The organism is Brevundimonas sp. UBA7506, from assembly GCF_002479495.1.
Lineage (GTDB): Bacteria > Pseudomonadota > Alphaproteobacteria > Caulobacterales > Caulobacteraceae > Brevundimonas.
In genome coordinates this window covers 283,354-305,546 of record NZ_DLNQ01000015.1, presented here as the reverse complement: position 1 = coordinate 305,546, position 22,193 = coordinate 283,354, and the positions used below count along the sequence as shown (strand labels likewise).

Sequence of the window (22,193 nt, the reverse complement as noted above, 5' to 3'; positions counted from 1 at the left end):
CGACGGGGCCGATCAATCGCGATATCAGAAAATCAGGCGGCCTGTTTCTGACGCGACGGATGGAAGAACAGGGCCTGGCTGATCGCCGCCTTCACCGTTTCCGGCTGGAAGGGCTTGGTGATCAGGAAGGTGGGCTCCGGCCGCTCGCCGGTCAGCAGCCGTTCCGGGAAGGCCGTGATGAAGATGACCGGGACGTCAAAGCGCTTGAGGATGTCCTTGACCGCATCAATCCCCGACGAGCCGTCGGCCAGCTGGATGTCGGCCAGGACCAGACCCGGACGATGACGGCTCACGGCGTCGACGGCCTCGTCATGGGTCGTGGCGGTGCCGGTGACGCGATGGCCCAACTCCCGGACCAGGCTCTCGATGTCGGCCGAGATGATGGCCTCGTCCTCGATGATCAGGACGTCAGTGGCCAGTTCGGCGTCGATGTCGCTCTGGGCCTCGGCGATCAGACGCTCGACCGTCCGCGGATCGACGCTAAGGATCTGCGCCGCCTCGGACGGGGTGAAGCCTTCCAGCGCCGTCAGCAGGAAGGCCTGACGCGAGCGCGGGGCGATCCGCATCAGGCGCCGCGTGGCGTCGTCGCCGCCGCCGCCTTCCAGACCGCTGCCGTCCTCCAGCTGGGCGCCCGTGGACGACCAGATGGCGTGGAAGACATGATAGAGCGCCACCCTCGGCGTCATGTCCGTCGGCAGCTGACGCTCGCCGGCCGCCAGGGCCTCGAGCGCGACGCGGACATAGTTGTCGCCCGTAAGCTGATCGCCGGTCAACGCCCGCGCATAGCGGCGGACATAGGGCAGATGCGGCGCAAGCCTGGCCAATAGACTCATACAAATTCCCCGACAGTCGGCGTCCTCGATCTAAGGACGCGCCAGTCTGTCAGAACGTGATCGAGGCGCAACGGTTCCACACCGAAGGCCAAGCTTGAGCATTAAAACGCAGCGGCCTAGGAACTCTTGGCGGGAAGCGGCGTTTTCGGCTTCCATGAACCCTCTACACCAGGCTTGGGCGGCGGCCGGAAATCCATGATCAACCCTAAGGAAACCACCCAGCGTCCTGACGCATCGACGTCCAGAGACAGCGGGTTGGAAGAAGTGCGTCTGCGCCAGCAAGCCATCGGAGTGAAGCTGCGCCACATGTTCGACCAGGTGGTGAACGAGCCGGTTCCCGACGAATTCCTGGACATCCTGCGCCGCGCCGACGAGCGCTCGTCGACCAAGGAGGGCCGATGAGCATCTCCAGCGCCCCTCCGAAGCCGCCTTCTGCCGACGACGCCGGCTTCAAGAAGGAGCTGGTGACGCTGATTCCTCATCTGCGCGCCTTCGCCCGCACCCTGACCGGCGACCCGACGTCCGCCGACGACCTGGCTCAGGAAGCCATGATGAAGGCCTGGGACGCCCGGGCCAGCTATCAGATGGGCACCAATATGAAGGCCTGGACCTTCATGATCCTGCGCAACCAGTTCTATTCGGAAAAGCGCCGCTCCTGGCGTCAGACCCAGCTGGACCAGGAAGCCGCCGAGCGGACCCTGGTGGCGGTCGACGATCCCGAGGCGCCGGTCGCTCTGGACGAACTGCGTCAGGCCCTCAAGACCCTGCCCGAGGAACAGCGTGAAGCCCTGATCCTGGTCGGCGCCGGCGGCTTCGCCTACGAGGAGGCCGCCGAGATCTGCCAGTGCGCGGTCGGCACGGTCAAAAGCCGTGTGTCGCGGGCCCGCAAGGCCCTGCAGGCGACGCTGGAACGCGGCGGGTACGGGCGCGACGGCCAGGCCGCAGGCGACGCCATGCGCTCCATTCTGGCCGACGCCGACAGGCTGAGCGGCGCCAGGCAGGACTGACGGCGCATGGTGCGGTTCGGCCGCGCATGGGGATTGCGGCTGACTCGCCCCAGCGTCCACGGCATCCGCTTCCGGATGGGCCTGGCCATGGCCGTCGCCCTGCTGCCCATCCTGCTGCTCAGCGCCGCCCAGACCCAGGCCGAGTTTCGACGTCAGGCCGAGGACCGCCGGCATGACCTGCAACTGGCCGCCGAGCGCAGCGCGACCGACGCCAAGGCCCGGATCGACAGCACCGTCGTCCTGCTTCAGGCCCTGGCGCCCGAAGCGACCGGCTTTTATTGCGAGCCGCGCCTGACGGCCCTGGTGTCGCGACTGGACGGGCTTTCGGCCCTGCAGCGCTACAGTCCGACCGGCGAGCCGGTCTGCGCCTCGCGCGCGGACAAGGACTCCCCCGCCCCGCCGTCCGACGTCCGCAGCCAGGAATGGTATCAGCGGCTCAAGAACGGCGAGGACGTGGTCATGGTCCGCGCGCCCGACGCTCCCGGCTCGCTGATCGTCGCCGTGCGCTCGGAACGCCCGCTCGGCGCCTTTCAGGGCGCGGTCGCAGCGGTGATCCCGCTGACTGCGCTGCAGCCTGACATCCACGACCCCGCCCTGCCCGCCGGCGCCCAATCCGCCCTGACCGACGCCGACGGGCGGATCCTGGTCTCCACCGATCCCGCCGCCTTCGCCATCAACGGCACGACCGCGACCTGGGTACGCGAAGCCCGACAGGAGCAAGCCGCCCTGTTCGAGGCGCGCGACGCCCGCGGTCGCAAGCACGTCTATGCGGGCACCGCCCTGGCCGGACGCGACCTCTACGTCCTCCTGTCAGCCCCGGCGTCAGGCCTGCTGTCATGGGCCCGGCTGAACCCGATCGGCTCCTTCCTTCTGCCCCTGGCCGCCTGGCTGGTCGCCTTCCTGGCGGTCATGCTGCTGTCCGAGCGCATCGTCATCCGCTGGCTGGTCTATCTGGAACGGGTGGCGGCCATCTATGCGCGCGGCCGCTTCTCGGTGCGCCCGGTCCAGGCCGAACACGCGCCCGCCGAAATCCGCACCCTGGCCCGGACGCTGGGCTCGCTGGGCGACAGCATCACCACCCGCGACAAGGCTTTGCTCGACTCGCTGGACGAGAAGGACGCGCTCATGCGCGAGATCCATCACCGGGTGAAGAACAACCTGCAGATCATCTCCTCGCTGCTGTCGATGCAGCAGAGAGCGGTGGCCGACCCTGCGGCGCGCTCGGCCCTGGGCGACACGCGCCAACGGATCACCGCCCTGGCCCTGATCTACCGGACCCTCTACCAGAGCGAGGACATTCGCGAGGCGGATTCCCGCGTCTTCCTGACGGAACTGGTCGGACAACTGATCGCCGGCGAAGCCATGCGCGGCCCCCTCGTCACCACTTCGGTCGACGCCGACGCCATCATCATCGACCCGGATCGGCTGGCTCCGGTGGCCCTGTGGCTGGTCGAGGCCGTATCCAACGCCCAGAAGCACGCCTTCGCCGGACGCGGGGGGGATCTCAGCGTCCGCTTCAAGGTGACGGGCGAGACCAGCGTTCTGGAGGTGCAGGACGACGGCCCCGGCCTGACCGAAGGCGACACGGCCGGCGTGGGCCGCACCCTGATGAGCGCCTTCGCCAAGCAGTTGCGCGGCCAGGCCGAAATGATCGAGGCGCCTGGCGGCGGCTCCGTCGCCCGATTGACCTTCCCCACGCCCGTGGCCGCTGCACCCGGCGCACACTAGCGACAGCTTGACAGGAACCCGGCCCGCGTCCTCGCGTTGGTGTTGCGAGGGGCGGTCATTGGACCCCCTGCCCATTTCACAGGAGCCGACCATGCGCAAACTGTTCGTACTCGCCGCCGCCGCCGCCGCCGCCCTTCTGACCACCGCCGCCTGCAACACCATCGCGGGCGTCGGCAAGGACACCCAGGCCGCGGGCTCGGCCGTCGAGGGCGCCGCCCGCGACGCCAAGAACTAGCCCCGACTTCAGAACCGATCGTCCCCGTCGCCTGGCCAGGCGGCGGGGATTTTTCATGTCCGCCTGCTTAGGCGAAGGTCGGGCTCCATGCCGCCCATCCGTCGTCAGCAACAGACGACGAGCGGCTTGAACGACGGCACCCATCCGAACCAAAACATCCCGTCGTGATCCTTCGTCATCCTTCCCTCCAAGCTTGAGCATTGAGGTGGTCGGCGCGCGATCCGGGCGCAAGGTCGAATTCCGGCGTTACGGCCTAGCCGTTCCCCAAGGTCAGGTTTAGCCTTCGCCTCGCCCCGCGCGATGGGGCGCGAACTCAGGGACGGAACCCATGCGCGTCGGCGTGCCCCGCGAGATCAAGACCAATGAACATCGGGTCGGCCTGACCCCGACTGCTGTGCGCGAGTATGTCGCCCACGGCCACGAGGTCCGCATCGAGACCGGCGCCGGCCTGGGCGCCGGCTTCACCGACGCCGACTACAAGAAGGCCGGCGCGACCATCGTCGCCGACGCCGAGACCGTCTTCGCCGACAGTCAGATGATCGTGAAGGTCAAGGAACCGCAGGCTGTCGAATGGGCGCGACTACGGCCGGACCACATCCTTTTCACCTATCTGCACCTGGCGCCCGATCCCGAACAGACCAAGGGGCTGCTGGCCTCGAAATGCGCCGCCATCGCCTATGAGACGGTGACTGACAGGAACGGCGGCCTGCCCCTGCTGGCGCCCATGTCCGAGGTGGCCGGGCGCATCGCCGTCTTCTCCGCCGCCGAGACCCTGCTGAAGCACAACGGCGGCATGGGCCTGCTGTTCTGCGGCGTGCCGGGCGTGGCGCCCGCGCGGGTGCTGGTGCTGGGCGGCGGGGTCGTGGGGCTGAACGCCGCCCGCATGGCCATGGGTCTGGGCGCCGAGGTGGTGGTGCTGGAGCGCTCCATCCCCCGCATGCGCGAGATCGACGAGCTGACCGGCGGCCGGGTCATCACCCGCTATTCCTCGATCGGCGCCATCGAGGAGGAACTGGTCAAGGCCGACGTGGTGATCGGGGCCGTCCTGGTCCCCGGCGCCGAGGCCCCCACCCTGGTCCGCCGCGACCAGCTGAAGTCGATGAAACCGGGCAGCGTCCTGATCGACGTGGCCATCGATCAGGGGGGCTGTTTCGAGACCTCGAAGCCGACCACCCACGAAGACCCGACCTATGTCGTCGACGGCGTGGTCCACTATTGCGTCGCCAACATGCCGGGGGCCGCGCCGCGCACCAGTTCCGAAGCCCTGACCAACGCCACCCTGCCCTTCGGCCTGGCCCTGGCCGACAGGGGACTGGAGGCGCTGAAGCAGGATCCGCATCTGGCGCGCGGCCTGAATGTGCTGAACGGCGAGATCACCTATCCCGCCGTGGCCGAGGCCCTGGACCTGCCGTGGAGCGACCCCTTCGGCGTCTGGGCCCGCGCCTAGATCGTCAGGGCGAAACCCGCGTTGGGCATGGCCTGCATGGCCGCCTGCACCTCGCGGTCCATGCCGGCCACGGCCCGTTCGGCCTCGTCGCCCTCCGGCGTGTCCTTGGCCCTCTGCGCCATGGCCTTGATCCGGGCGGCCAGGCGTTTGACCTCGTCCATGGTGTCGCGGTCGGCCTGACGCTCGCCGCTGCGGCGGGCCTGTTCGTTCATCCGGGCCTGAGATGCGTCGATGACCTGCTGATAGGGGTTGGACGCCTTGGCGGCCTCGGCCTCCTCGACCGGCGTCTCGGCGGGCGACGCCTCCGCCGAAACCTCTCCGGCCCCCGCCTCCGGCGCGGCTTCCGCTCCGCCCGTCCCAGGAGCGCCTGTCGCCGGCGTGCCGCTCGCCGCGCCGAGACCGGCGGTCGAGCCTCCGGCGGCGGCATAGGCCTTGACCGCCGCGCCCAGTTCCCGCGCCAAGGCCGCCGCCATGCGAGCCGCGCCCTTGGGATCGCCGATCATGGCCATCTGCAGCATCTGTAGCCGCGCCTTGATCTCCTCGATCTTCTTCTTGGCCGCCGCCTTCTTCTCTTCCGAAGCGCTGCTGGTGCGCTGCTTCAGGCTTTCGACGGCCGCGCGGGCGTCGCTCAGTTTTGCATCGGCCAGGGCCTGCCGACGCTCTTCGCGCGCCGCTGTGGCCTCGGATCGCGCCTCCGGCTTGGCCGTCGGGAGCGCAGGAAACAGGGAGCCGATGTTCATGGCCGGGCAGGGTCGTCCGCGTCGCCTAACGGCGGGTAAACGCCGCCGAACCGCGTGACACTCGCCCTTTGGCTCGAGTTTTGGCATAAGCCCGCGATGAAGTTCCTCGACCAGGCCAAGATCTACATTCGCTCGGGCGCGGGCGGCGCCGGCGCCGTCTCGTTCCGACGCGAGAAATTCATTCCCAACGGCGGCCCCGACGGCGGCGACGGCGGCAAGGGCGGCGACGTCTGGATCGAGGCGGTGGAAGGGCTGAACACCCTGATCGACTATCGCTACCAGCAGCATTTCAAGGCCCAGACCGGCCACCACGGCCAGGGCCGTCAGATGCACGGCGGCAAGGGCGACGACGTGGTCCTGCGCGTGCCCGTGGGCACCCAGGTGCTGGACGAGGACAAGGAAACCGTCCTGCTCGACATGGACAAGGCGGGCCAGAAGGTGAAGCTGCTCAGCGGCGGCAACGGCGGCTGGGGCAACACCCGCTTCAAGGGCCCGACCAATCAGGCCCCGACCTTCGCCAACCCCGGCCAGGAGTTCCAGGAGCGCTGGATCTGGCTGCGGCTCAAACTGATCGCCGATATCGGCCTGGCGGGCCTGCCCAACGCCGGCAAGTCGACCTTCCTGGCGGCGGTCTCGGCGGCCAAGCCCAAGGTGGCGGACTATCCCTTCACCACCCTGACGCCCAACCTCGGCATGGTGGACCTGAGCCCCTCGGAACGCTTCGTCATCGCCGACATCCCCGGCCTGATCGAGGGCGCGCACGAGGGCGCGGGTCTGGGCACCCGCTTCCTGGGTCACGTCGAGCGCTCGGCCAGCCTGATCCACCTGATCGACGGCACGCAGGAAGACGTGGCCGAGGCCTACCGCATCATTCGCGGCGAGCTGGACGCCTATGGCGAAGGCCTGGCCGACAAGGTCGAGCTGCTGGCCCTGAACAAGATCGACGCCCTGTCGCCCGAAGAGCGCGAGGAGAAGGTCGCGGCGCTGAAGGCCGCTTCGGGCAAGACGCCCTATCTGGTGTCCGGCGTGTCCGGCGAGGGCGTGACCGAGCTGCTGCGCGCCGCTTGGGCCGAGGTCCGCAAGACCCGCGGCGAGATCGCCGACGACGGCGAGGACGCCGTCCCCGAGACGCCGGGCGGCTGGCAGCCGTAGGGCTCCGCCCTGCTCTCCTCCCCATTTCATGGGGAGGTGGCGCGGACGCACAGCGTCCGTGACGGAGGGGCCGCTTGGTTCGCCGCCGCCCCTCCACCGCTACGCGGTCCCCCTCCCCACACAGTGGGGAGGAAAATGGAAGCGCAGATGACGCGACCGTCGCCGCCCCCTATGTTCGCGCCATGACCGACGCGACCATCGAATCCGCCGCCCGCCCCTTGACCCAGGACGGACCGCCGCCCCGGCTGTGGCTGATCGACGCCTCGGCCTATATCTTCCGCGCCTATCACGCCCTGCCGCCGCTGACGCGCAAGTCGGACGGCTTGCCCGTCGGCGCGGTCCAGGGCTACTGCAACATGTTGTGGAAACTGATCCGCGACATGAAGGGCGAGGACGGCCCGACCCATCTGGTCGCCGTCTTCGACCACTCGGAAAAGACCTTCCGCAACACCCTCTACGATCAGTACAAGGCCCACCGCCCGCCGGTGCCCGAGGATCTGGTGCCGCAGTTCCCCCTGGTGCGCGAGGCCACCGCCGCCTTTGGCGTGCACGGGATTGAGCTGCCCGGCTATGAGGCCGACGACCTGATCGCCACCTATGCCTGCAAGGTCCGCGACCTGGGCGGCGAGGCCGTCATCGTCTCGTCCGACAAGGACCTGATGCAGCTGATCGGGAACGGCGTCGTCATGTACGACCCGATGAAGGACCGGCGGCTGGAAGAGGAAGCCGTCTTCGAGAAGTTCGGCGTCACGCCGGACAAGGTGGTCGAGGTTCAGGCCCTGATCGGCGACAGCGTCGACAACGTCCCCGGCGCTCCCGGCATCGGCCCCAAGACGGCGGCCCAGCTGATCCACGAATACGGCGACCTCGACACCCTTCTGGCCCGTGCGGGCGAGATCAAGCAGCCCAAGCGCCGCGAGACCCTGATCAACTTCGCCGACCAGATCCGTCTGTCGCGCGAACTGGTCAAGCTGACCTGCGACGCCCCGGCGCCCGAGCCGGTCGACGACTTCCTGATCCGCGATCCCGACCCGGCGGTGCTGTCCGAGTTTCTGGAGCGGATGGAGTTCCGCTCGCTGCTGCGCCGCGTCGGCGACGGTAAGGCCCCGGCCAAGGAAGGCTCGGCCTTCGTCCGCCAGCCCTCGGCCCCGGTCGCCACGCCGCGTTACGGCCAGACCGAGACGGCCACGCCGGATCAGGCCCACGACTTCGACCGCGACAAGTACGAGTGCGTGCAGACGCTGGACGATCTGGACCGCTGGATCGCCCGCGCCCGCGCCGCCGGGGTCATCGGCTTCGACACCGAGACCGACGCCCTGTCGGCCACCCACGCCGGGCTGTGCGGCGTCTCGCTGGCCGTCGGCCCGAACGAGGCCTGCTACATCCCCCTGACCCACGATCATGAGCCGACCGGGGACGCCGCGCTGAGCGGCGGCTTCGACTTCGGCCTGGAACCGGCCGAGGGCGACACGCGTGAGCCGCTGACGCAGATTCACAAGCCCACCGCCCTGGAACGCCTCAAGACCCTGCTGGAAGACCCCTCCGTTCTGAAGGTCGGCCAGAACATCAAATACGACCTCGCCGTCATGGCCCGGCGCGGCATCCGCGTGGCCCCGATCGAGGACACCATGCTGATCAGCTATGTGCTGGAAGGCGGTCTGCACGGCCACGGCATGGACGAGCTGGCGCGCCTGCACCTCGGCCACGAACCCATTCCGTTCAAGAGCGTGGCGGGCACGGGCAAGAGCCAGAAGAGCTTCAAGCACGTCGAGCTGAAACCGGCGACCTGCTACGCCGCCGAGGACGCGGACGTGACCCTGCGCCTCTACAAGCTGCTGAAGCCGCGCCTGGCCGCTGAGCGCCTGACCACCGTCTATGAGACCCTGGAACGCGGCATGCCCGCCGTTCTGGCCGACATGGAGCTGAACGGGGTGCGGGTCGATCCCGACCGACTGCGCTCCCTGTCCTCGACCTTCGGCCAGCGCATGGCCGAGCTGGAGGAGCAGGCGCACAAGCTGGCGGGCCGTCCCTTCAACGTCGGCAGCCCGCGCCAGATCGGCGAGATCCTGTTCGGCGAGATGAACCTGCCCGGCGGCAAGAAGACCGCATCGGGCCAATGGGGCACCGAGGCCAGCGTGCTGGAAGACCTGGCCCTGACCCACGACCTGCCGCGCGCCATCCTGGACTGGCGCCAGCTGTCCAAGCTGAAGGGCACCTATACCGACGCCCTGGTCGCGGCCTCGGACCCGACGACGCACCGGGTCCACACCTCCTATCAGCTGGCGGCGGCGACGACGGGACGTCTGGCCTCGTCTGATCCCAACCTGCAGAACATCCCGATCCGCACGGAAACCGGCCGCCTGATCCGTCAGGCCTTCATCGCCTCGCCCGGCCATGTGCTGATCAGCGCCGACTACAGCCAGATCGAGCTGCGCCTGCTGGCCCATATTGGCGACATCCCCGAGTTGAAGCGCGCCTTCAAGGCCGGCCTCGACATTCACGCCGCCACGGCGTCCGAGATGTTCGGCGTCCCGGTCGAGGGCATGCCGTCGGAAACCCGCCGTCGCGCCAAGGCCATCAACTTCGGCATCGTCTATGGCATCTCGGCCTTTGGTCTGGCGGCCCAGCTGGGCATCGATCAGGGCGAGGCGGCGGCCTATATCAAGACCTACTTCGAGCGCTTCCCCGGCATCCGCGCCTACATGGATCGCACCAAGGCTTTCGTGAAGGAGCACGGCTTCGTCACCACCGTCTTCGGGCGTCGCATCCACATCCCGGCCATCCATTCCAAGTCGGGGGCCGAGCGGCAGTTCGGCGAACGCGCCGCCATCAACGCCCCGATCCAGGGCGCCGCCGCCGACATCATCCGCCGCGCCATGATCCGCATGCCGGGCGCCCTGCTGGATGCGGGGCTGAAGACCCGCATGCTGCTGCAGGTCCACGATGAACTGATCTTCGAGGCCCCCGAGGCCGAGGCCGAACGCGCCCTGGCCGTGGTGCGCAAGGTCATGGAGGGCGCCGCCGACCCCGCCGTCGCCCTCAACGTGCCCCTGGTGGTCGAGGCCAAGGCCGCCGCCAACTGGGACGACGCCCACTAGCCCCCATGAAAGACGCCGACATGAGCCTGGACCCCGAGATCCGCGACAACACCGAAGCCAAGCGTTACGAGCTGACCGTCGACGGCCAGACGGCCGTGGTCATCTACAACCCCGTCGCGGGCGGGCTGCTGATCACCGAGACCATCGTGCCGATCCCGCTGGAAGGGCGCGGCATCGCCAGCCGCATGGCCAAGCACGTTCTCGCCGACCTGAAGGAACGCGGCCTGGTCATCCTGCCGACCTGCCCCTTCTTCGCCGGCTATCTGAAGAAGCATCCGGAATACGCCGACCTGGTGCATTCGGGCTATCGGGCGGCACTGGGCCTGTAAGAAAGACCTGCGAGGTCGCTTCATCGCTTCGCGCCTGCTAGGGCGAGGCGATGAAGTCTTCAGATCTCGACGTCCTGATCGTCGGCGCCGGCGCAGCCGGCATGATGTGCGCCATCGAGGCGGGCAAGCGCGGCCGCCGGGTGCGGGTGATCGACCACGCCCGCGCGCCCGGCGAAAAGATCCGCATCTCGGGCGGCGGACGCTGCAACTTCACCAATACGAGAACCAGCGGGGCTGAGTTCCTGAGCGAAAACCCTCGCTTCGCCCTGTCGGCGCTGAAGCGGTTCACCCAGCACGACTTCCTCAAGATGGTCGAGCGCCACGGCATCGCCTGGCACGAAAAGACCCTGGGTCAGCTGTTCTGCGACGACAGCGCCAAGCAGATCATCCGCATGCTGACGGAAGAGATGAAGGCGGCGGGCGTCACCCTGTCGCTGGGCCTCGGCGTCAAGGCGATCGCCCGCGACGGCGAGCGCTTCACCGTCGATCTGGACGATGGGACGCGGGTCTCGGCGGCCTCCCTGGTGGTGGCGACCGGCGGCAAGTCCATCCCCAAGATGGGCGCGACCGGCTGGGGCTATGAGGTCGCGCGCCAGTTCGGCCTGCGCGTGACGGAGACACGCCCGGCCCTGGTGCCCCTGACCTTCGAGCCCGGCCTGCTGGAGCAGTTGAAGCCCCTGGCGGGCGTGGCCGTCGACGCCGTGGTCAAAGCCGTTCCGAACCCGGCCTCAAGCAGCCCGAAGGGCGATAGGCCCCGATTCAAAGAAGCAATGTTGTTCACCCATCGGGGCCTGTCGGGTCCGTCGATCCTGCAGATCAGCTCCTACTGGCGCGAGGGCGAGGCGATCACCGTCGACATGGCCCCCGGCGAGGACGTCGCCGCGCGATTGCTGGCGGCCAAGACCGAAAACGGCAAGCAGGCGGTGCACACGGCGCTCGGCCACGTGATCCCGCGCCGTCTGGCCGAGGTCGTCTGCGCCCGCGAGGGTCTGGCCGGCAAGCTGGCCGAGGTCGGGGACAAGAAGCTGCGGGCCATGGCCGAGACGGTCAACGCCTGGACCGTCAAGCCGGTCGGGTCCGAGGGCTATCGCACCGCCGAGGTGACCCTGGGCGGGGTCGACACCGCCGCCCTGGACCAGCAGACGCTGGAGGCCAAGACCGTGCCCGGCCTCTTCTTCATCGGCGAGGTGGTGGACGTCACCGGCTGGCTGGGCGGCTACAACTTCCAATGGGCCTGGTCGTCGGGCTGGGCCGCAGGCCAGAGCTGCTGACCTCAGGCTGCTGACGCCTGCGGCGTCTGCGCACGTTGTCGCAGGCCCGGCGCGCCCCTAACTCTGTCCTCAGCGGGACGGGCCCCTCTGGCGGCGCTTCGGCGGCGTGATGTCGGACCGCATCATTCGATGACGAGGACCCCATGCCCCTGTTGATGTGCCCCAACGACAACGCCGCCATGCAGACCCTGGACCGCAACGGCGTCCAGTTCGACATGTGCCCGACCTGCCGGGGCGTCTGGCTGGATCGCGGCGAGCTGGAAAAGCTGATGGCCGTCGCGACCGAGGAAGGCCGCGCCGCCGCGCCGCAGGTCGCGCCCCCGCCGACCTATCAGCAGCCCGCGCCGCAGCCCGTGCAACAACCCATGCAGCAACCCTGGGGCGGCCAGCCTCAGGGTTATCGCGAGCCGCCGCGCTACAAGGATGATCGGCGGCGCGACGACGACTATCACTACCGCAAGAAGAAGAAGCGGATGGACATCTTCGACATCTTCGACTGACGCGGGCTAGGCGGCCAGGCCGACCGCCTTCATCAGGGGGCGCAGGGTCTGCACCGTCTCAGGCGCCGCGCCCAGGGCGGTGCGCACCTCGGGCGCGCGGAACAGCTTGATCGCCTCGGCCTTGGCCCGGTCCGCCACTGGGCCGGTCGGGCCGGTCTCGCCCGCCGCCAGCCGCAGCAGGGCCGCCAGCTTCTGCGGCGCGGGCGCCGGCGCGCGAACGATCTGGGCGGTCAGCCGGGCGTCCGCCTCGACCGATCCCCCGACCGCGCCCAGGGCGGTCGCCACGGCCTCGCAGTCGCGCTCGGACAGGGCCGCGTTGCGCACGGCCCGTTGCAGTTCCGCCAGGGCCAGCAGCTTCTGCCCCGGCGTCTGGCCCGAGGCCCGCATCTCGGTCTCGAAGCGCAGGGAGGTGACGCAGGCGTCCAGCCAGCGCGCCGCGGCCCGCTTGTTGGCCCCGCCCGTGACGTTCTCGCACAGCCGCGCCAGCCGCTCGACCTCGCACAGGATGTTGGGGCAGGTGCGCACATAGGCGGCGACGAAGTCGGCGGTGACCAGGCTCTTGGAGCGCTCGACGAAGGCGTTCTGAACCTCCTCCAGCGTCAGCAGCCGCCCCGCCGTGGCCGTCAGCGTCATCGCCAGGGCGCGCAGGATGTCGATCTCGCCCTCCGGATCGCCGGGCCGCAGACGGCGCTGGCTCATCAGTTCGCGCAGGACGGTTCGGGCCAGCGCCGCCGCCAGTATGGGAAACTCGCCCGCCGCCAGGCGCTCGCCGAGACGGGCCGGGCCGCCCTCGACCGGCGGGATCAGCAACGCCAGCCGGGGGTCATGCGCCACCAGGGCCGCGATCTCGCGCGGAGCCACCATCCGCACCACCGCCGCCAGGCTGGAGCCCTGATCCAGAGCCGGACCGACGATCTGGGCCAGGCTGGCCCGCGACGTCAGCAACTCGCACAGGATCTGCTCGACCGGCACCAGCACCAGGGCGCGGGGCTGGCCGTCGGCGGGCGCCCGGTCGCAAAGGTCCATCAGCCGGTCCAGCCGCGCCCGCGCCCCGACCAGGCCCTTCAAAGCCCCGGCGACCACTCCGCCCATGATGAAGGCGCGATCGGGCGAACCGTTCAGCCGATGCGCCACATCGGCGACCGAGCGTTCAGCCAGGCTGGGAAACTGCTTGCGACGGCCGGCCTGCAGCAGGCGCTCGATCGCCTGTTCGGCCAGCCGCTGATAGTGACGCACCAGATCATGCACCGGCTGGCCGGTGTGCTGGCTTTCCGGCACGGCCACCTTCTGGATGGCGTGCTGCAGCTCGACCCCCGAAGCCTCCAGCCGCTCGGCCAGGTCTGGACGGTGCAGCAGCTCGAAGGCCGTCGCCCCCTGGCGGTTCAGCCAGTCCTCCAGCACCCGGCCCAGCAGGTCGCGGGCGTGCGGCGCGTAGAGGTCCTGAACGCCGCGGCAGCTGGGCCCGCGGCTATCCTCGCGCACCGGCGTCTTGCGCTTCACCTCGGGCGCACCGCGCGTCAGGACAACGACGCTGGCGAACTCCATGGTGTCGGGGTCCAGCGTCTCCTTGGTCACGCGCACGGCGCAGGCCTGGCCGTCGCGCAGCAGGTCCTCGGCCGTCTCGATCGCCGTCTTGCGGTCCTCGGTCGCCATCGACAGCGACCAGGACGCCGGCGGCGTCTTGCGGATGTAGATTTCGTAGTGAACCGGACCGGCCATGGCGTCTTTCGCGCGTATCAGCCTGTCACCCTGCGCCCGGAGGCTTTAAGGCGAGGTTTCGCCTTTTCCCCGCCAAGGTTGAAAGACAGGCTCTGGCGAACCATTTGCTGTGGCCGTAATGTCACCACGATGGAATAGAACGGTTACGCTTGTCGCGCGTTGAGCCAACAACACGCAACGGATGATCGAACGACCGCCGCCGCCCGCACTCAGGAGAAGCCTTTGGCCAACATCACTCTGGTCGACGACGACGAGAACATCGTCGCCTCCGTGTCCCTGGCCCTCGAAAGCCACGGCCACAAGGTCACGGCCTATCATGACGGCGCCTCGGGCCTTGAGGCGCTGGAGACCACGCCCCCGGATCTGGCGATCCTGGACGTGAAGATGCCGCGCATGGACGGGATGGAGGTGCTGCGTCGCCTGCGCCAGACCTCGCAGCTGCCGGTCATCATGCTGACGTCCAAGGACGAGGAGATCGACGAGATCCTCGGCTTCAACCTCGGCGCCGACGACTACATCCACAAGCCCTTCAGCCAGCGCCTTCTGATCGAACGGGTCAAGGCCCTGCTGCGCCGCACCGGCGCCGACGGCGGCGAGATCGAGACCGCGGCCGAAGCCGCCGGCAAGGCCATCAAGCGCGGCAAGCTGTCGATGGACCCGGCACGCCACGAAAGCACCTGGGACGGCAAGCCGGTCAAGCTGACCGTCACCGAGTTCCTGCTGCTTCAGGCCCTGGCCCAGCGGCCCGGCTTCGTGAAGAGCCGCGACAGCCTGATGGACGCCGCCTACGACGATCAGGTCTATGTCGACGACCGCACCATCGACAGCCACGTCAAGCGCATGCGCAAGAAGTTCCGGGTCGTCGATCCCGAGTTCGACGCGATCGAGACCCTGTATGGCGTCGGCTACCGCTACCGCGAAAGCTGAGGCCGAGGACGGTCGGCTGCGGCGTCGATTCCGCTTCGGCGGGTCGCGCCTCGGCGGGTTCATTCTTGCGCTCAACCTGCTCAGCCTGCTGATCCTCTTCGGCGGCGCCCTGGCGCTGAACGAATGGCGGCGCGGCCTGATCGAGGCCCGCCAGGAATCCCTCTCGGTTCAAGCGGAACTGCTGGCCAATGTGTTGGGCGAGCTGGGCATCACCCGGGGCGAGCCCTATCCGGCGCTGGACCCCGGCGCGGCCGGGCTGTGGCTGCGCGACAACTTCATTCCCGAAGGACAGCGCGCGCGCCTTTATGATCAGGACGGCCTCCTGGTCTCGGACAGCTTCGCCGTGACCGACGCCATTCCGGGCGAGACCCTGCCCCCTGCCAATCCCGCCGGCACCGCCCTGGCGCCCAGCGGGCCCTCGCCGCGCGAGGAGGCCCGCCTGACCCGCGCCAACGCCGACCTGTCGGCCGAGGTCGAGCGCGCCCTGCAAGGCGCGCCCCAGGCCGACATCCGCCGCAACGAAAACGGAGACCGGGTCGTCTCCGTCTCCCTGCCCGTGCGCCATGTCCAGCAGGTGCTGGGCGTGCTGACGCTGGAAGCCGGCGACGTGGACGAGACCCTGGCCGCCCAGCGCCGCGCCCTGACCCCCTTCGCCCTGGTGGCCCTGGCGGTGAACCTGCTGTCCGCCCTGGTGCTGCACCTGTTCGTCGCGCGGCCCGTCATGCGCCTGTCGGCGGCGGCGGACCAGGTGCGCCTGCAACGCGCCCGCGCCATCTCCCTGCCCGACCTTGAGGACCGCAAGGACGAGATCGGCGACCTGGCCCGCGCCCTGGAATCCATGACCGACACCCTGTCGACGCGGATGGACGCCATCGAACGCTTCGCCGCCGACGTCAGCCACGAGATCAAGAACCCCCTGACCTCGATCCGCTCGGCGCTGGAGACCCTGCCCCTGGTCAAGACGGACGAGCAGCGTCAGCGCCTGACCAATCTGCTGCAGCAGGACGTGCGTCGCCTGGACCGTCTGATCACCGACATTTCCAACGCCTCGCGCCTGGACGCCGAACTGTCGCGCGACCGGCCGCGCCTGATCGACCTGAACGAGCTGTTGGGCGACATCATCGCCGTCTATGAGGGCGGCCAGAAGCCCGGCGAGGCGCGTGTGCGCTTCGCCTCGACCGCCGAGGCGGCGCGCGTTCTGGGGCGCGACATCCCCCTGGGTCAGGTATTCCGAAACCTGATCGACAACGCCCGCTCCTTCAGCCCCGCCGACGGCGAGGTCCGCGTCCGGCTTGAACGCGACGATAGCCGCCCGGACCTGCCCCTGCGCATCCGCGTCGAGGACGACGGGCCCGGCATCCCGCCGGAGAACCTCGAGACGGTGTTCGAGCGCTTCTACACCTCGCGGCCCAAGGGCACGGCCTTCGGCGCCAACTCCGGCCTCGGCTTGTCCATCGTGCGCCAGATCGTCGACGCCCATGGCGGCCGCGTCCACGCCGAGAACCGCACCGGCGAGAACGGCGCCGTCGTCGGCGCCCGCTTCGAAGTCCTTCTGCCCCTGGCCGGACGACGCCCATGACCGCACCCATGCAACCCCTCCACGCCACCGCCGTGGCCCGCCACACCGCGCAAGGCTGGCGCGGCGTCCTGATCCAGGGACCGTCCGGCGTCGGCAAGAGCGATCTGGCCCTGCGGCTGATCGGTCAGGGCTGGCGGCTGATCGCCGACGACTGGACCCATGTCTGGGCCTCGGACAGCGCCCTCTACGCCGCCGCCCCGACGGCGATCGCCGGCCGGATCGAGGTGCGCGGCCTGGGCATCCTCAGCGCCCCCGCCCATCCGCTGGCGCGCATCGTTCTGGCCGTTCAGGGCGCCCATGAGGCGATCGAGCGCCTGCCAGAGCCCGCCTTCTGGACCTGGGAGGGCGTGACGATTCCGCGCCTGCGGCTCGACCCGCGCCCCGCCTCGGCGGGTCAGGTGGTCGCAACCGCGCTGGCCGCTCTTTGAACCGGCGCGCGATTGGCCTATGAAGGCCGGCTTGCAGATCAGTCCGGGCGCCCCAGGGGCGTTCGCTGAGAGCAGAAGCGCGGGGCGTATTGTCTTGGTGAAGCCTTCATGATCGGGCTGGTGATCGTCACCCACGGGGGCCTGGCCTCCGAATTCCTGGCGGCGATGGAGCACGTGGTCGGCCCGCAACGGGGCGTGGCCGCGATCTGCATCGGCCCCGAAGACGACATGGAGCGGCGCCGCCGCGACATCGTCGACGCCGCCGCGGCCGTCAACGACGGCGACGGCGTCATCCTGCTGACCGACATGTTCGGCGGCACGCCCTCCAACCTAGCCATTTCGGTGATGGAGCAGACCCATGCCGAGGTCATCGCCGGGCTGAACCTGCCCATGCTGATCAAGCTGGCCAGCGTGCGCGGACGCGAAGACCTGGAGACCTGCGTCGCCCATGCGCAGGACGCGGGGCGCAAATACATCTCGGTGGCGTCCTGGGTCCTGGCGGGGGAAAAATGAGCGACGCTTCCACCTCGGGTCCCATGCAGGTCACCGTCGGCATCTGCAATCAGCGCGGCCTGCACGCCCGCGCCTCGGCCAAGTTCGTCAAGCTGGCCTCCAGCTTCGAATCCGAAATCCGCGTCACCCGCGACGGCGTCACCGTGGACGCCCGCTCGATCATGGGCCTGCTGATGCTGGGCGCTGGCATTGGCTGCGGCGTCGAGATCGAGGCCGAGGGCGTCGATGCGGCCGAAGCCCTCGAGGCCCTCAGCGACCTGGTCGCCCGCAAGTTCGACGAGGACCAGTAGGCCCTCGCCGCTTCACCTCGGCCTGCTCAGGGCGTCTCGGTGATCAGCAGGGTGGCGTTGGCCGTGCCGCCGCCGAAGGTGCCGATCCAGACATCGTAGGCGCCGCTGCGCGGCTTGTCGAAGCGCACCTGGGCGTCGCCGTCGCCATAGCTGTCGTCGTCGCACGACCAGCTGCCGTCCGGCCCATTGATGATCAGGGTCGTGTCCACCGAGGACAGGGTGCGGAACACCAGAGGCAGGCGACCGGCCTCGTAGGTCACCTCGAAATCGGGAGCGTCAGCGACATTGCCGACGCAGGCCGCCGGCAGGGGCGTGTCCTTATAGGCGTCGATCGCGCCGCCCGCCGTGACCGACACCCGATAGGGATCCGGCGTGAAACCGGCCCGCAGGACGATCTCGCCATAGGTGGCCGTCTTGCTGGAATCCTGCGCCACGGCCCCCGGCGAAACCGATCCAAGCGCCAGCGCCGCCGCGCCCGCGAACACCATGTTTCTCATCAGCCTCTCCCGCCCCAGCCCGGGGCATTCATCGAACCCCGTTAGGGATGCGCCGCACCCGGCCATGCGTCAAGACGCCGCAAGCACAACACGAAAAAGTCACAATTCAGCCACGAAAGACTTCTGCCCGGCCATGGCCGTCCCGATACGAAAACGGGCCGCCCGAAAGGGACGACCCGTCAAGCCGGTCTGAATTGGTCCCGTCGTCAGACGTCGACGGCGGCGTCCAGGGCGTTGTCCTGAATGAACTCGCGGCGGGGTTCGACCACGTCGCCCATCAGCTTGGCGAACAGGTCGTCGGCGTCGTCGCCGTGCTCGACCTTGACCTGCAGCAGGGTGCGGGCGTTGACGTCCAGCGTCGTCTCCCACAGCTGCTCGGGGTTCATCTCGCCCAGACCCTTGTAGCGCTGGATGGCCATGCCCTTCTTGCCGGCGTCCAGCACGGCGTTCAGCAGGTCCAGGGGCCCGCGGATCGTCGTGGTCTTGTCCTTGCGGCGATAGACGGCGGGCTGGTCGAACAGGCCCTCGAAGGTCGCGGCGCGTTCGGCCAGCCGACGGGCATCCAGCGAGCGGCCCAGTTGTTCGTCCAGGACGATGGTCTCGCTGACGGCGCGGCGGACGCGGCTGAACACCACCCCGCCCTGCTCGGCGCGGTCGCCCGACCAGGGGCCGTCGCCCTCCTCGGCATAGAGGTTCAGACGCGTCGCGGCGTTGGCGGCGCGCGTCTCCAGTTCGCCGGCGCTTTCGGTGAACAGGCCGGCCAGGGCGCCCTGCTCGATGGCGAAGGCGGGGGCGCGGGCGGCCAGACGATCGACCAGGGCCTTGAAGGCCTTGGCCTCGCGCACCAGGGCCTGAAGGTCCAGACCCATGCGGCGCTCGCCGGTCGACAGGTCCAGCTCGGCGTCGGCGCAGCCTTCCTCGATCAGGTAGGCGTCCATCTCCGCCTGGTCCTTGACGTAGCGGTGCTGCTTGCCCTTCGACACCTTATAGAGCGGCGGCTGGGCGATATAGACGTGGCCGCGTTCGATCAGTTCCGGCATCTGACGATAGAAGAAGGTCAGCAGCAGGGTGCGGATGTGGGCGCCGTCGACGTCGGCGTCGGCCATCAGGATGATCTTGTGATAGCGCAGCTTGTCGGCGTTGAAGTCGTCGCGGCCGATGCCGGTGCCCAGCGCCAGGATCAGGGTGCCGATCAGGTCCGACGACAGCATCCGGTCGAAACGCGCGCGCTCGACATTCAGGATCTTGCCGCGCAGGGGGAGGACGGCCTGGTTCTCGCGGTTGCGGGCCTGCTTGGCTGAGCCGCCTGCGGAATCGCCCTCGACGATGAAGAGTTCGGACTTGGCCGGATCGCGTTCCTGACAGTCGGCCAGCTTGCCGGGCAGGCTGCTGATCTCCAGCGCCGACTTGCGGCGGGTCAGGTCGCGGGCCTTGCGAGCGGCTTCGCGGGCCGAGGCGGCCTCGATGATCTTGGACACGATCATCTTGGCTTCGACGGGGTGTTCCTCGAACCAGGTGCCCAGGCCTTCCGAGCACAGGCTCTCGACCGCCGGACGCACCTCGGAGGAAACCAGCTTGTCCTTGGTCTGCGAGCTGAACTTGGGATCCGGCACCTTGACCGACAGGACGCAGGTCAGGCCTTCACGGGCGTCCTCGCCGGTCGGCGCGACCTTCTCCTTCTTGGCCAGGCCCGAGCTCTCGATATAGCTGCCCATGACGCGGGTCAGGCTGGCGCGGAAGGCCGACAGGTGGGTGCCCCCATCCCGCTGCGGGATGTTGTTGGTGAAGCACAGCATGGTCTCGTGGTAGCTGTCGTTCCACCACAGGGCCAGGTCCAGCTCGATGCCGTCCTTCTGGCCGCGAATGACGATGACGTCTTTCAGGATCGGGGTCTTGGACTTGTCGAGGTGGCGCACGAAGGCTTCGACGCCGCCCTCATAGTGCAGCATGATCTCCACCGGCTCGGCGCCGCGATGATCCGACAGCTTGATGACCACGCCCGAGTTCAGGAAGGCCAGCTCGCGCAGGCGGTGCTCCAGCGTCTTCAGGTCGAAGTCGATGTGGCTGAAGGTCGTGACCGACGGATAGAAGGTGACCTCGGTGCCGGTCAGCAGACGGCCCTTGTCCTCGCGCATCGGCGCGTCGCCGATGACCGCCAGCGCGCGCACCGTCTCGCCGCGCTCGAAGCGGACGCTGTGCTTCTTGCCTTCACGATAGATGACCAGCTCCAGCCAGTCGGACAGGGCGTTGACCACGGACACGCCCACGCCGTGCAGGCCGCCCGACACCTTGTAGGAGTTCTGGTCGAACTTACCGCCGGCGTGCAGCTGGGTCATGATGACCTCGGCGGCGGAAACGCCTTCCTCGGCGTGGATGGCGGTCGGAATGCCGCGCCCGTTGTCGGTCACGGTGACCGAACCGTCCTCGTTCAGGGTGACCGTCACCAGGTCGGCGTGACCGGCCAGGGCCTCGTCGATGGCGTTGTCCACCACCTCATAGACCATGTGGTGCAGGCCCGAGCCGTCGTCGGTGTCGCCGATATACATGCCCGGGCGCTTGCGCACCGCGTCCAGGCCTTTGAGAACCTTGATGGAATCGGCGCCGTATTCCGGCGAAGTCTCGGTCTGGTCGGTCATGAAAACGTCGGCTCAGGGTCCGCGGACGGACGGGGAAAAGACGGCCCTCGGGCCATCCGCGTCAGGTCGCAATTCACCGCGCCCCGACACCGATAACATATAGGAAATTTGACGGGAAAAGCGAGCCTTTAGGGTCAGACGGACAGGCCGCCGCCTTCCACCGAAACGAACTGCGCCCGCCCCTCCAGGGCGGCGAACAGGCTGCGCTCGGTGCCGGTCATGAAGGCCTGCAGCTTCAGCGCCTCGATCTCATCGAACAGGGCGGCGCGACGCGCCTCGTCCAGATGGGCCGGGGCCTCGTCCAGCAGCAGGACGGGCCGCGCGGGCTGATCCGCCAGCCGCCCGACCTGGGCCAGGATCAGGTTCAGCACCAGGGCCTTCTGCTCGCCCGACGAGCCCTCGGCCGCGGGCCGGTTCTTCTCACGATGGATGGCCGTCAGGTCCGAGCGATGCGGCCCGAACAGCGACCGTCCGGCGGCGGCGTCGCGCGCCCGCGCCCGCATGAAGCCCTCGCCCAGCATGCCGAGAATATCCGCCTCGTCCGCCCCCGTCGCCGCCATTTCTTCCGCCGCCCCGGTCAGGCCCAGGTCGGCCTGCGGGAAGGGCCGGTCGTCGCGTGCGTCGATGCCCGCCTGCAGCGCCGTCAGCGCCCGCGTCCGCGCCATCGCCGCCCGCGCCCCGGCCTCGGACAACCGCGCCTCCAGCGCGTCCAGCCACAGGGGGTCGGCGGGACGTCCCTCAGCGCCGTCGGTCAGCAGCTTCAGTCGCTCGCGCAGAGCCTTTTCATAGGTCGAGACCGTGGCCGCATGGTCGGGATCGGCCGCAAACACCAACCGGTCGAAGAAGCGCAGACGCCCCGCCCGCGCGTCGGAAAACAAACGGTCCTGCTCGGGCGTGGCCCAGACCGGGCGCAGATGATCCAGCAGCCGTCCCGGCGGCGCCGTCTCGCCGTCGATGCGGACGATGCGCCGCGCGGCGCCCGGCGTCTGCACCCCGGTGCCCAGACGCACCTCCTCGCCGTCTTCATCCAGCGTGACCATGACAGCCCAGGCCCGGCCCACGGCCTCGCCCGGCTCGCGCCGCCCCATCTCCTGCGCCGTCGCCCCGCGCAGCCCCTTGCCGGGGGTCAGCAGGCTGATCGCCTCCAAGAGGTTGGTCTTGCCCGCCCCGTTCGGCCCATGCAGCACCACAGCCCCGCCGGAAACCGGCAGGCTGGCGCTCGCATAGGAACGGAAATCGGTGAGGGCGAGGGAGGTAATCACAA

The 22,193-nt window shown here is 69.0% G+C and carries 21 protein-coding genes; 15 read left to right on the top strand and 6 right to left on the bottom strand.

All coding sequences use genetic code 11. The features are described 5' to 3' along the window. Positions 1-32: 32 nt before the first annotated feature. Entirely contained in the window at positions 33-833 is an 801-nt protein-coding gene (locus tag B3K53_RS14040; RefSeq protein WP_292085112.1) for a response regulator, read from the bottom strand. A gap of 195 nt (positions 834-1,028) precedes the next feature. On the opposite strand from B3K53_RS14040, the gene B3K53_RS14035 reads away from it, so the two are divergent. The 5 genes from B3K53_RS14035 (at position 1,029) to ald (ending at position 5,250) form a co-directional block, all read left to right on the top strand. Further along, entirely contained in the window at positions 1,029-1,235 is a 207-nt protein-coding gene (locus B3K53_RS14035; RefSeq protein WP_292085110.1) for a NepR family anti-sigma factor, read from the top strand. Next, complete coding sequence (locus tag B3K53_RS14030; RefSeq protein WP_292085109.1) at positions 1,232-1,840, top strand: sigma-70 family RNA polymerase sigma factor; 609 nt, start codon at positions 1,232-1,234, stop codon at positions 1,838-1,840. The genes B3K53_RS14035 and B3K53_RS14030 overlap by 4 nt, the downstream gene beginning before the upstream one ends. A gap of 6 nt (positions 1,841-1,846) precedes the next feature. Then, the gene (locus tag B3K53_RS14025) at positions 1,847-3,568 is read left to right on the top strand and encodes a sensor histidine kinase (RefSeq protein ID WP_292085108.1); all 1,722 of its coding nucleotides are present in this window, start codon (positions 1,847-1,849) and stop codon (positions 3,566-3,568) included. A gap of 91 nt (positions 3,569-3,659) precedes the next feature. Beyond that, positions 3,660-3,803, top strand: coding sequence for an entericidin A/B family lipoprotein (locus B3K53_RS14020; RefSeq protein WP_292085107.1), 144 nt, complete (start codon positions 3,660-3,662; stop codon positions 3,801-3,803). Between the two features lie 328 nt (positions 3,804-4,131). Beyond that, entirely contained in the window at positions 4,132-5,250 is a 1,119-nt protein-coding gene (ald, locus tag B3K53_RS14015) for an alanine dehydrogenase (protein WP_292085106.1), read from the top strand. On the opposite strand, the gene B3K53_RS14010 is transcribed toward ald, so the two are convergent. After that, positions 5,247-5,990 carry a hypothetical protein gene (locus B3K53_RS14010; protein WP_292085105.1) on the bottom strand — a complete coding sequence of 248 codons (744 nt, stop codon included), beginning with the start codon at positions 5,988-5,990 and terminating at the stop codon, positions 5,247-5,249. The genes ald and B3K53_RS14010 overlap by 4 nt on opposite strands. A 96-nt stretch (positions 5,991-6,086) precedes the next feature. On the opposite strand from B3K53_RS14010, the gene obgE reads away from it, so the two are divergent. The 5 genes from obgE to B3K53_RS13985 all read left to right on the top strand — a co-directional run bounded on the left by obgE (position 6,087) and on the right by B3K53_RS13985 (position 12,340). After that, a complete protein-coding gene (obgE, locus tag B3K53_RS14005) occupies positions 6,087-7,142 on the top strand; it encodes a GTPase ObgE (protein WP_292085104.1) in 1,056 nt (351 codons plus the stop codon). Positions 7,143-7,324: 182 nt separating this feature from the next. Further along, positions 7,325-10,240, top strand: coding sequence for a DNA polymerase I (polA, locus tag B3K53_RS14000; protein ID WP_292085103.1), 2,916 nt, complete (start codon positions 7,325-7,327; stop codon positions 10,238-10,240). Between the two features lie 20 nt (positions 10,241-10,260). Beyond that, positions 10,261-10,569: a GNAT family N-acetyltransferase gene (locus B3K53_RS13995; RefSeq protein WP_292085102.1), complete on the top strand. Its 309-nt coding sequence runs from the start codon at positions 10,261-10,263 to the stop codon at positions 10,567-10,569. A 50-nt stretch (positions 10,570-10,619) separates the two neighbouring features. Continuing rightward, complete coding sequence (locus tag B3K53_RS13990) at positions 10,620-11,840, top strand: NAD(P)/FAD-dependent oxidoreductase (protein ID WP_292085100.1); 1,221 nt, start codon at positions 10,620-10,622, stop codon at positions 11,838-11,840. A 143-nt stretch (positions 11,841-11,983) separates the two neighbouring features. After that, entirely contained in the window at positions 11,984-12,340 is a 357-nt protein-coding gene (locus B3K53_RS13985; protein WP_292085099.1) for a zf-TFIIB domain-containing protein, read from the top strand. Positions 12,341-12,346: 6 nt separating this feature from the next. On the opposite strand, the gene B3K53_RS13980 is transcribed toward B3K53_RS13985, so the two are convergent. Continuing rightward, positions 12,347-14,059 carry a hypothetical protein gene (locus B3K53_RS13980; RefSeq protein WP_292085098.1) on the bottom strand — a complete coding sequence of 571 codons (1,713 nt, stop codon included), beginning with the start codon at positions 14,057-14,059 and terminating at the stop codon, positions 12,347-12,349. Between the two features lie 222 nt (positions 14,060-14,281). On the opposite strand from B3K53_RS13980, the gene B3K53_RS13975 reads away from it, so the two are divergent. The 5 genes from B3K53_RS13975 to B3K53_RS13955 all read left to right on the top strand — a co-directional run bounded on the left by B3K53_RS13975 (position 14,282) and on the right by B3K53_RS13955 (position 17,796). After that, positions 14,282-14,986, top strand: coding sequence for a response regulator transcription factor (locus B3K53_RS13975; RefSeq protein ID WP_292085097.1), 705 nt, complete (start codon positions 14,282-14,284; stop codon positions 14,984-14,986). Then, on the top strand, positions 14,955-16,565 hold the full coding sequence (locus B3K53_RS13970) for an ATP-binding protein (protein WP_292085096.1): 1,611 nt from the start codon (positions 14,955-14,957) through the stop codon (positions 16,563-16,565). The genes B3K53_RS13975 and B3K53_RS13970 overlap by 32 nt, the downstream gene beginning before the upstream one ends. Then, a complete protein-coding gene (locus tag B3K53_RS13965; protein ID WP_292085095.1) occupies positions 16,562-16,993 on the top strand; it encodes an HPr kinase/phosphorylase in 432 nt (143 codons plus the stop codon). The genes B3K53_RS13970 and B3K53_RS13965 overlap by 4 nt, the downstream gene beginning before the upstream one ends. Before the next feature lie 108 nt (positions 16,994-17,101). Next, positions 17,102-17,506 (top strand): PTS sugar transporter subunit IIA, encoded by a 405-nt coding sequence (locus B3K53_RS13960; RefSeq protein ID WP_292085094.1) that lies wholly within the window; start codon positions 17,102-17,104, stop codon positions 17,504-17,506. Beyond that, entirely contained in the window at positions 17,503-17,796 is a 294-nt protein-coding gene (locus B3K53_RS13955) for an HPr family phosphocarrier protein (protein ID WP_292085092.1), read from the top strand. Before B3K53_RS13960 ends, B3K53_RS13955 begins: the two co-directional genes overlap by 4 nt. Before the next feature lie 26 nt (positions 17,797-17,822). On the opposite strand, the gene B3K53_RS13950 is transcribed toward B3K53_RS13955, so the two are convergent. The 3 genes from B3K53_RS13950 to recF form a co-directional block, all read right to left on the bottom strand. Further along, on the bottom strand, positions 17,823-18,293 hold the full coding sequence (locus B3K53_RS13950) for a peptidase S1 (protein WP_292085091.1): 471 nt from the start codon (positions 18,291-18,293) through the stop codon (positions 17,823-17,825). 206 nt (positions 18,294-18,499) lie between these two features. Continuing rightward, positions 18,500-20,929 carry a DNA topoisomerase (ATP-hydrolyzing) subunit B gene (gyrB, locus tag B3K53_RS13945; protein WP_292085090.1) on the bottom strand — a complete coding sequence of 810 codons (2,430 nt, stop codon included), beginning with the start codon at positions 20,927-20,929 and terminating at the stop codon, positions 18,500-18,502. A 134-nt stretch (positions 20,930-21,063) separates the two neighbouring features. Then, the gene (gene recF / locus B3K53_RS13940) at positions 21,064-22,191 is read right to left on the bottom strand and encodes a DNA replication/repair protein RecF (RefSeq protein WP_292085089.1); all 1,128 of its coding nucleotides are present in this window, start codon (positions 22,189-22,191) and stop codon (positions 21,064-21,066) included. Positions 22,192-22,193: the final 2 nt, after the last annotated feature.

Bases quoted from the DNA above. Each gene is read 5' to 3' on its own strand.
- obgE (WP_292085104.1), top strand. From the start codon at position 6,087: ATGAAGTTCCTCGACCAGGCCAAGATCTACATTCGCTCGGGCGCGGGC.
- ald (WP_292085106.1), top strand. From the start codon at position 4,132: ATGCGCGTCGGCGTGCCCCGCGAGATCAAGACCAATGAACATCGGGTC.
- B3K53_RS14040 (WP_292085112.1), bottom strand. From the start codon at position 833: ATGAGTCTATTGGCCAGGCTTGCGCCGCATCTGCCCTATGTCCGCCGC.
- B3K53_RS14020 (WP_292085107.1), top strand. From the start codon at position 3,660: ATGCGCAAACTGTTCGTACTCGCCGCCGCCGCCGCCGCCGCCCTTCTG.
- B3K53_RS13955 (WP_292085092.1), top strand. From the start codon at position 17,503: ATGAGCGACGCTTCCACCTCGGGTCCCATGCAGGTCACCGTCGGCATC.
- B3K53_RS14025 (WP_292085108.1), top strand. From the start codon at position 1,847: ATGGTGCGGTTCGGCCGCGCATGGGGATTGCGGCTGACTCGCCCCAGC.
- B3K53_RS13950 (WP_292085091.1), bottom strand. From the start codon at position 18,293: ATGAGAAACATGGTGTTCGCGGGCGCGGCGGCGCTGGCGCTTGGATCG.
- gyrB (WP_292085090.1), bottom strand. From the start codon at position 20,929: ATGACCGACCAGACCGAGACTTCGCCGGAATACGGCGCCGATTCCATC.
- B3K53_RS14030 (WP_292085109.1), top strand. From the start codon at position 1,232: ATGAGCATCTCCAGCGCCCCTCCGAAGCCGCCTTCTGCCGACGACGCC.
- B3K53_RS13965 (WP_292085095.1), top strand. From the start codon at position 16,562: ATGACCGCACCCATGCAACCCCTCCACGCCACCGCCGTGGCCCGCCAC.
- B3K53_RS13960 (WP_292085094.1), top strand. From the start codon at position 17,102: ATGATCGGGCTGGTGATCGTCACCCACGGGGGCCTGGCCTCCGAATTC.
- B3K53_RS14010 (WP_292085105.1), bottom strand. From the start codon at position 5,990: ATGAACATCGGCTCCCTGTTTCCTGCGCTCCCGACGGCCAAGCCGGAG.
- B3K53_RS14035 (WP_292085110.1), top strand. From the start codon at position 1,029: ATGATCAACCCTAAGGAAACCACCCAGCGTCCTGACGCATCGACGTCC.
- B3K53_RS13985 (WP_292085099.1), top strand. From the start codon at position 11,984: ATGCCCCTGTTGATGTGCCCCAACGACAACGCCGCCATGCAGACCCTG.
- polA (WP_292085103.1), top strand. From the start codon at position 7,325: ATGACCGACGCGACCATCGAATCCGCCGCCCGCCCCTTGACCCAGGAC.
- B3K53_RS13990 (WP_292085100.1), top strand. From the start codon at position 10,620: ATGAAGTCTTCAGATCTCGACGTCCTGATCGTCGGCGCCGGCGCAGCC.
- B3K53_RS13970 (WP_292085096.1), top strand. From the start codon at position 14,955: ATGGCGTCGGCTACCGCTACCGCGAAAGCTGAGGCCGAGGACGGTCGG.
- B3K53_RS13995 (WP_292085102.1), top strand. From the start codon at position 10,261: ATGAGCCTGGACCCCGAGATCCGCGACAACACCGAAGCCAAGCGTTAC.
- B3K53_RS13980 (WP_292085098.1), bottom strand. From the start codon at position 14,059: ATGGCCGGTCCGGTTCACTACGAAATCTACATCCGCAAGACGCCGCCG.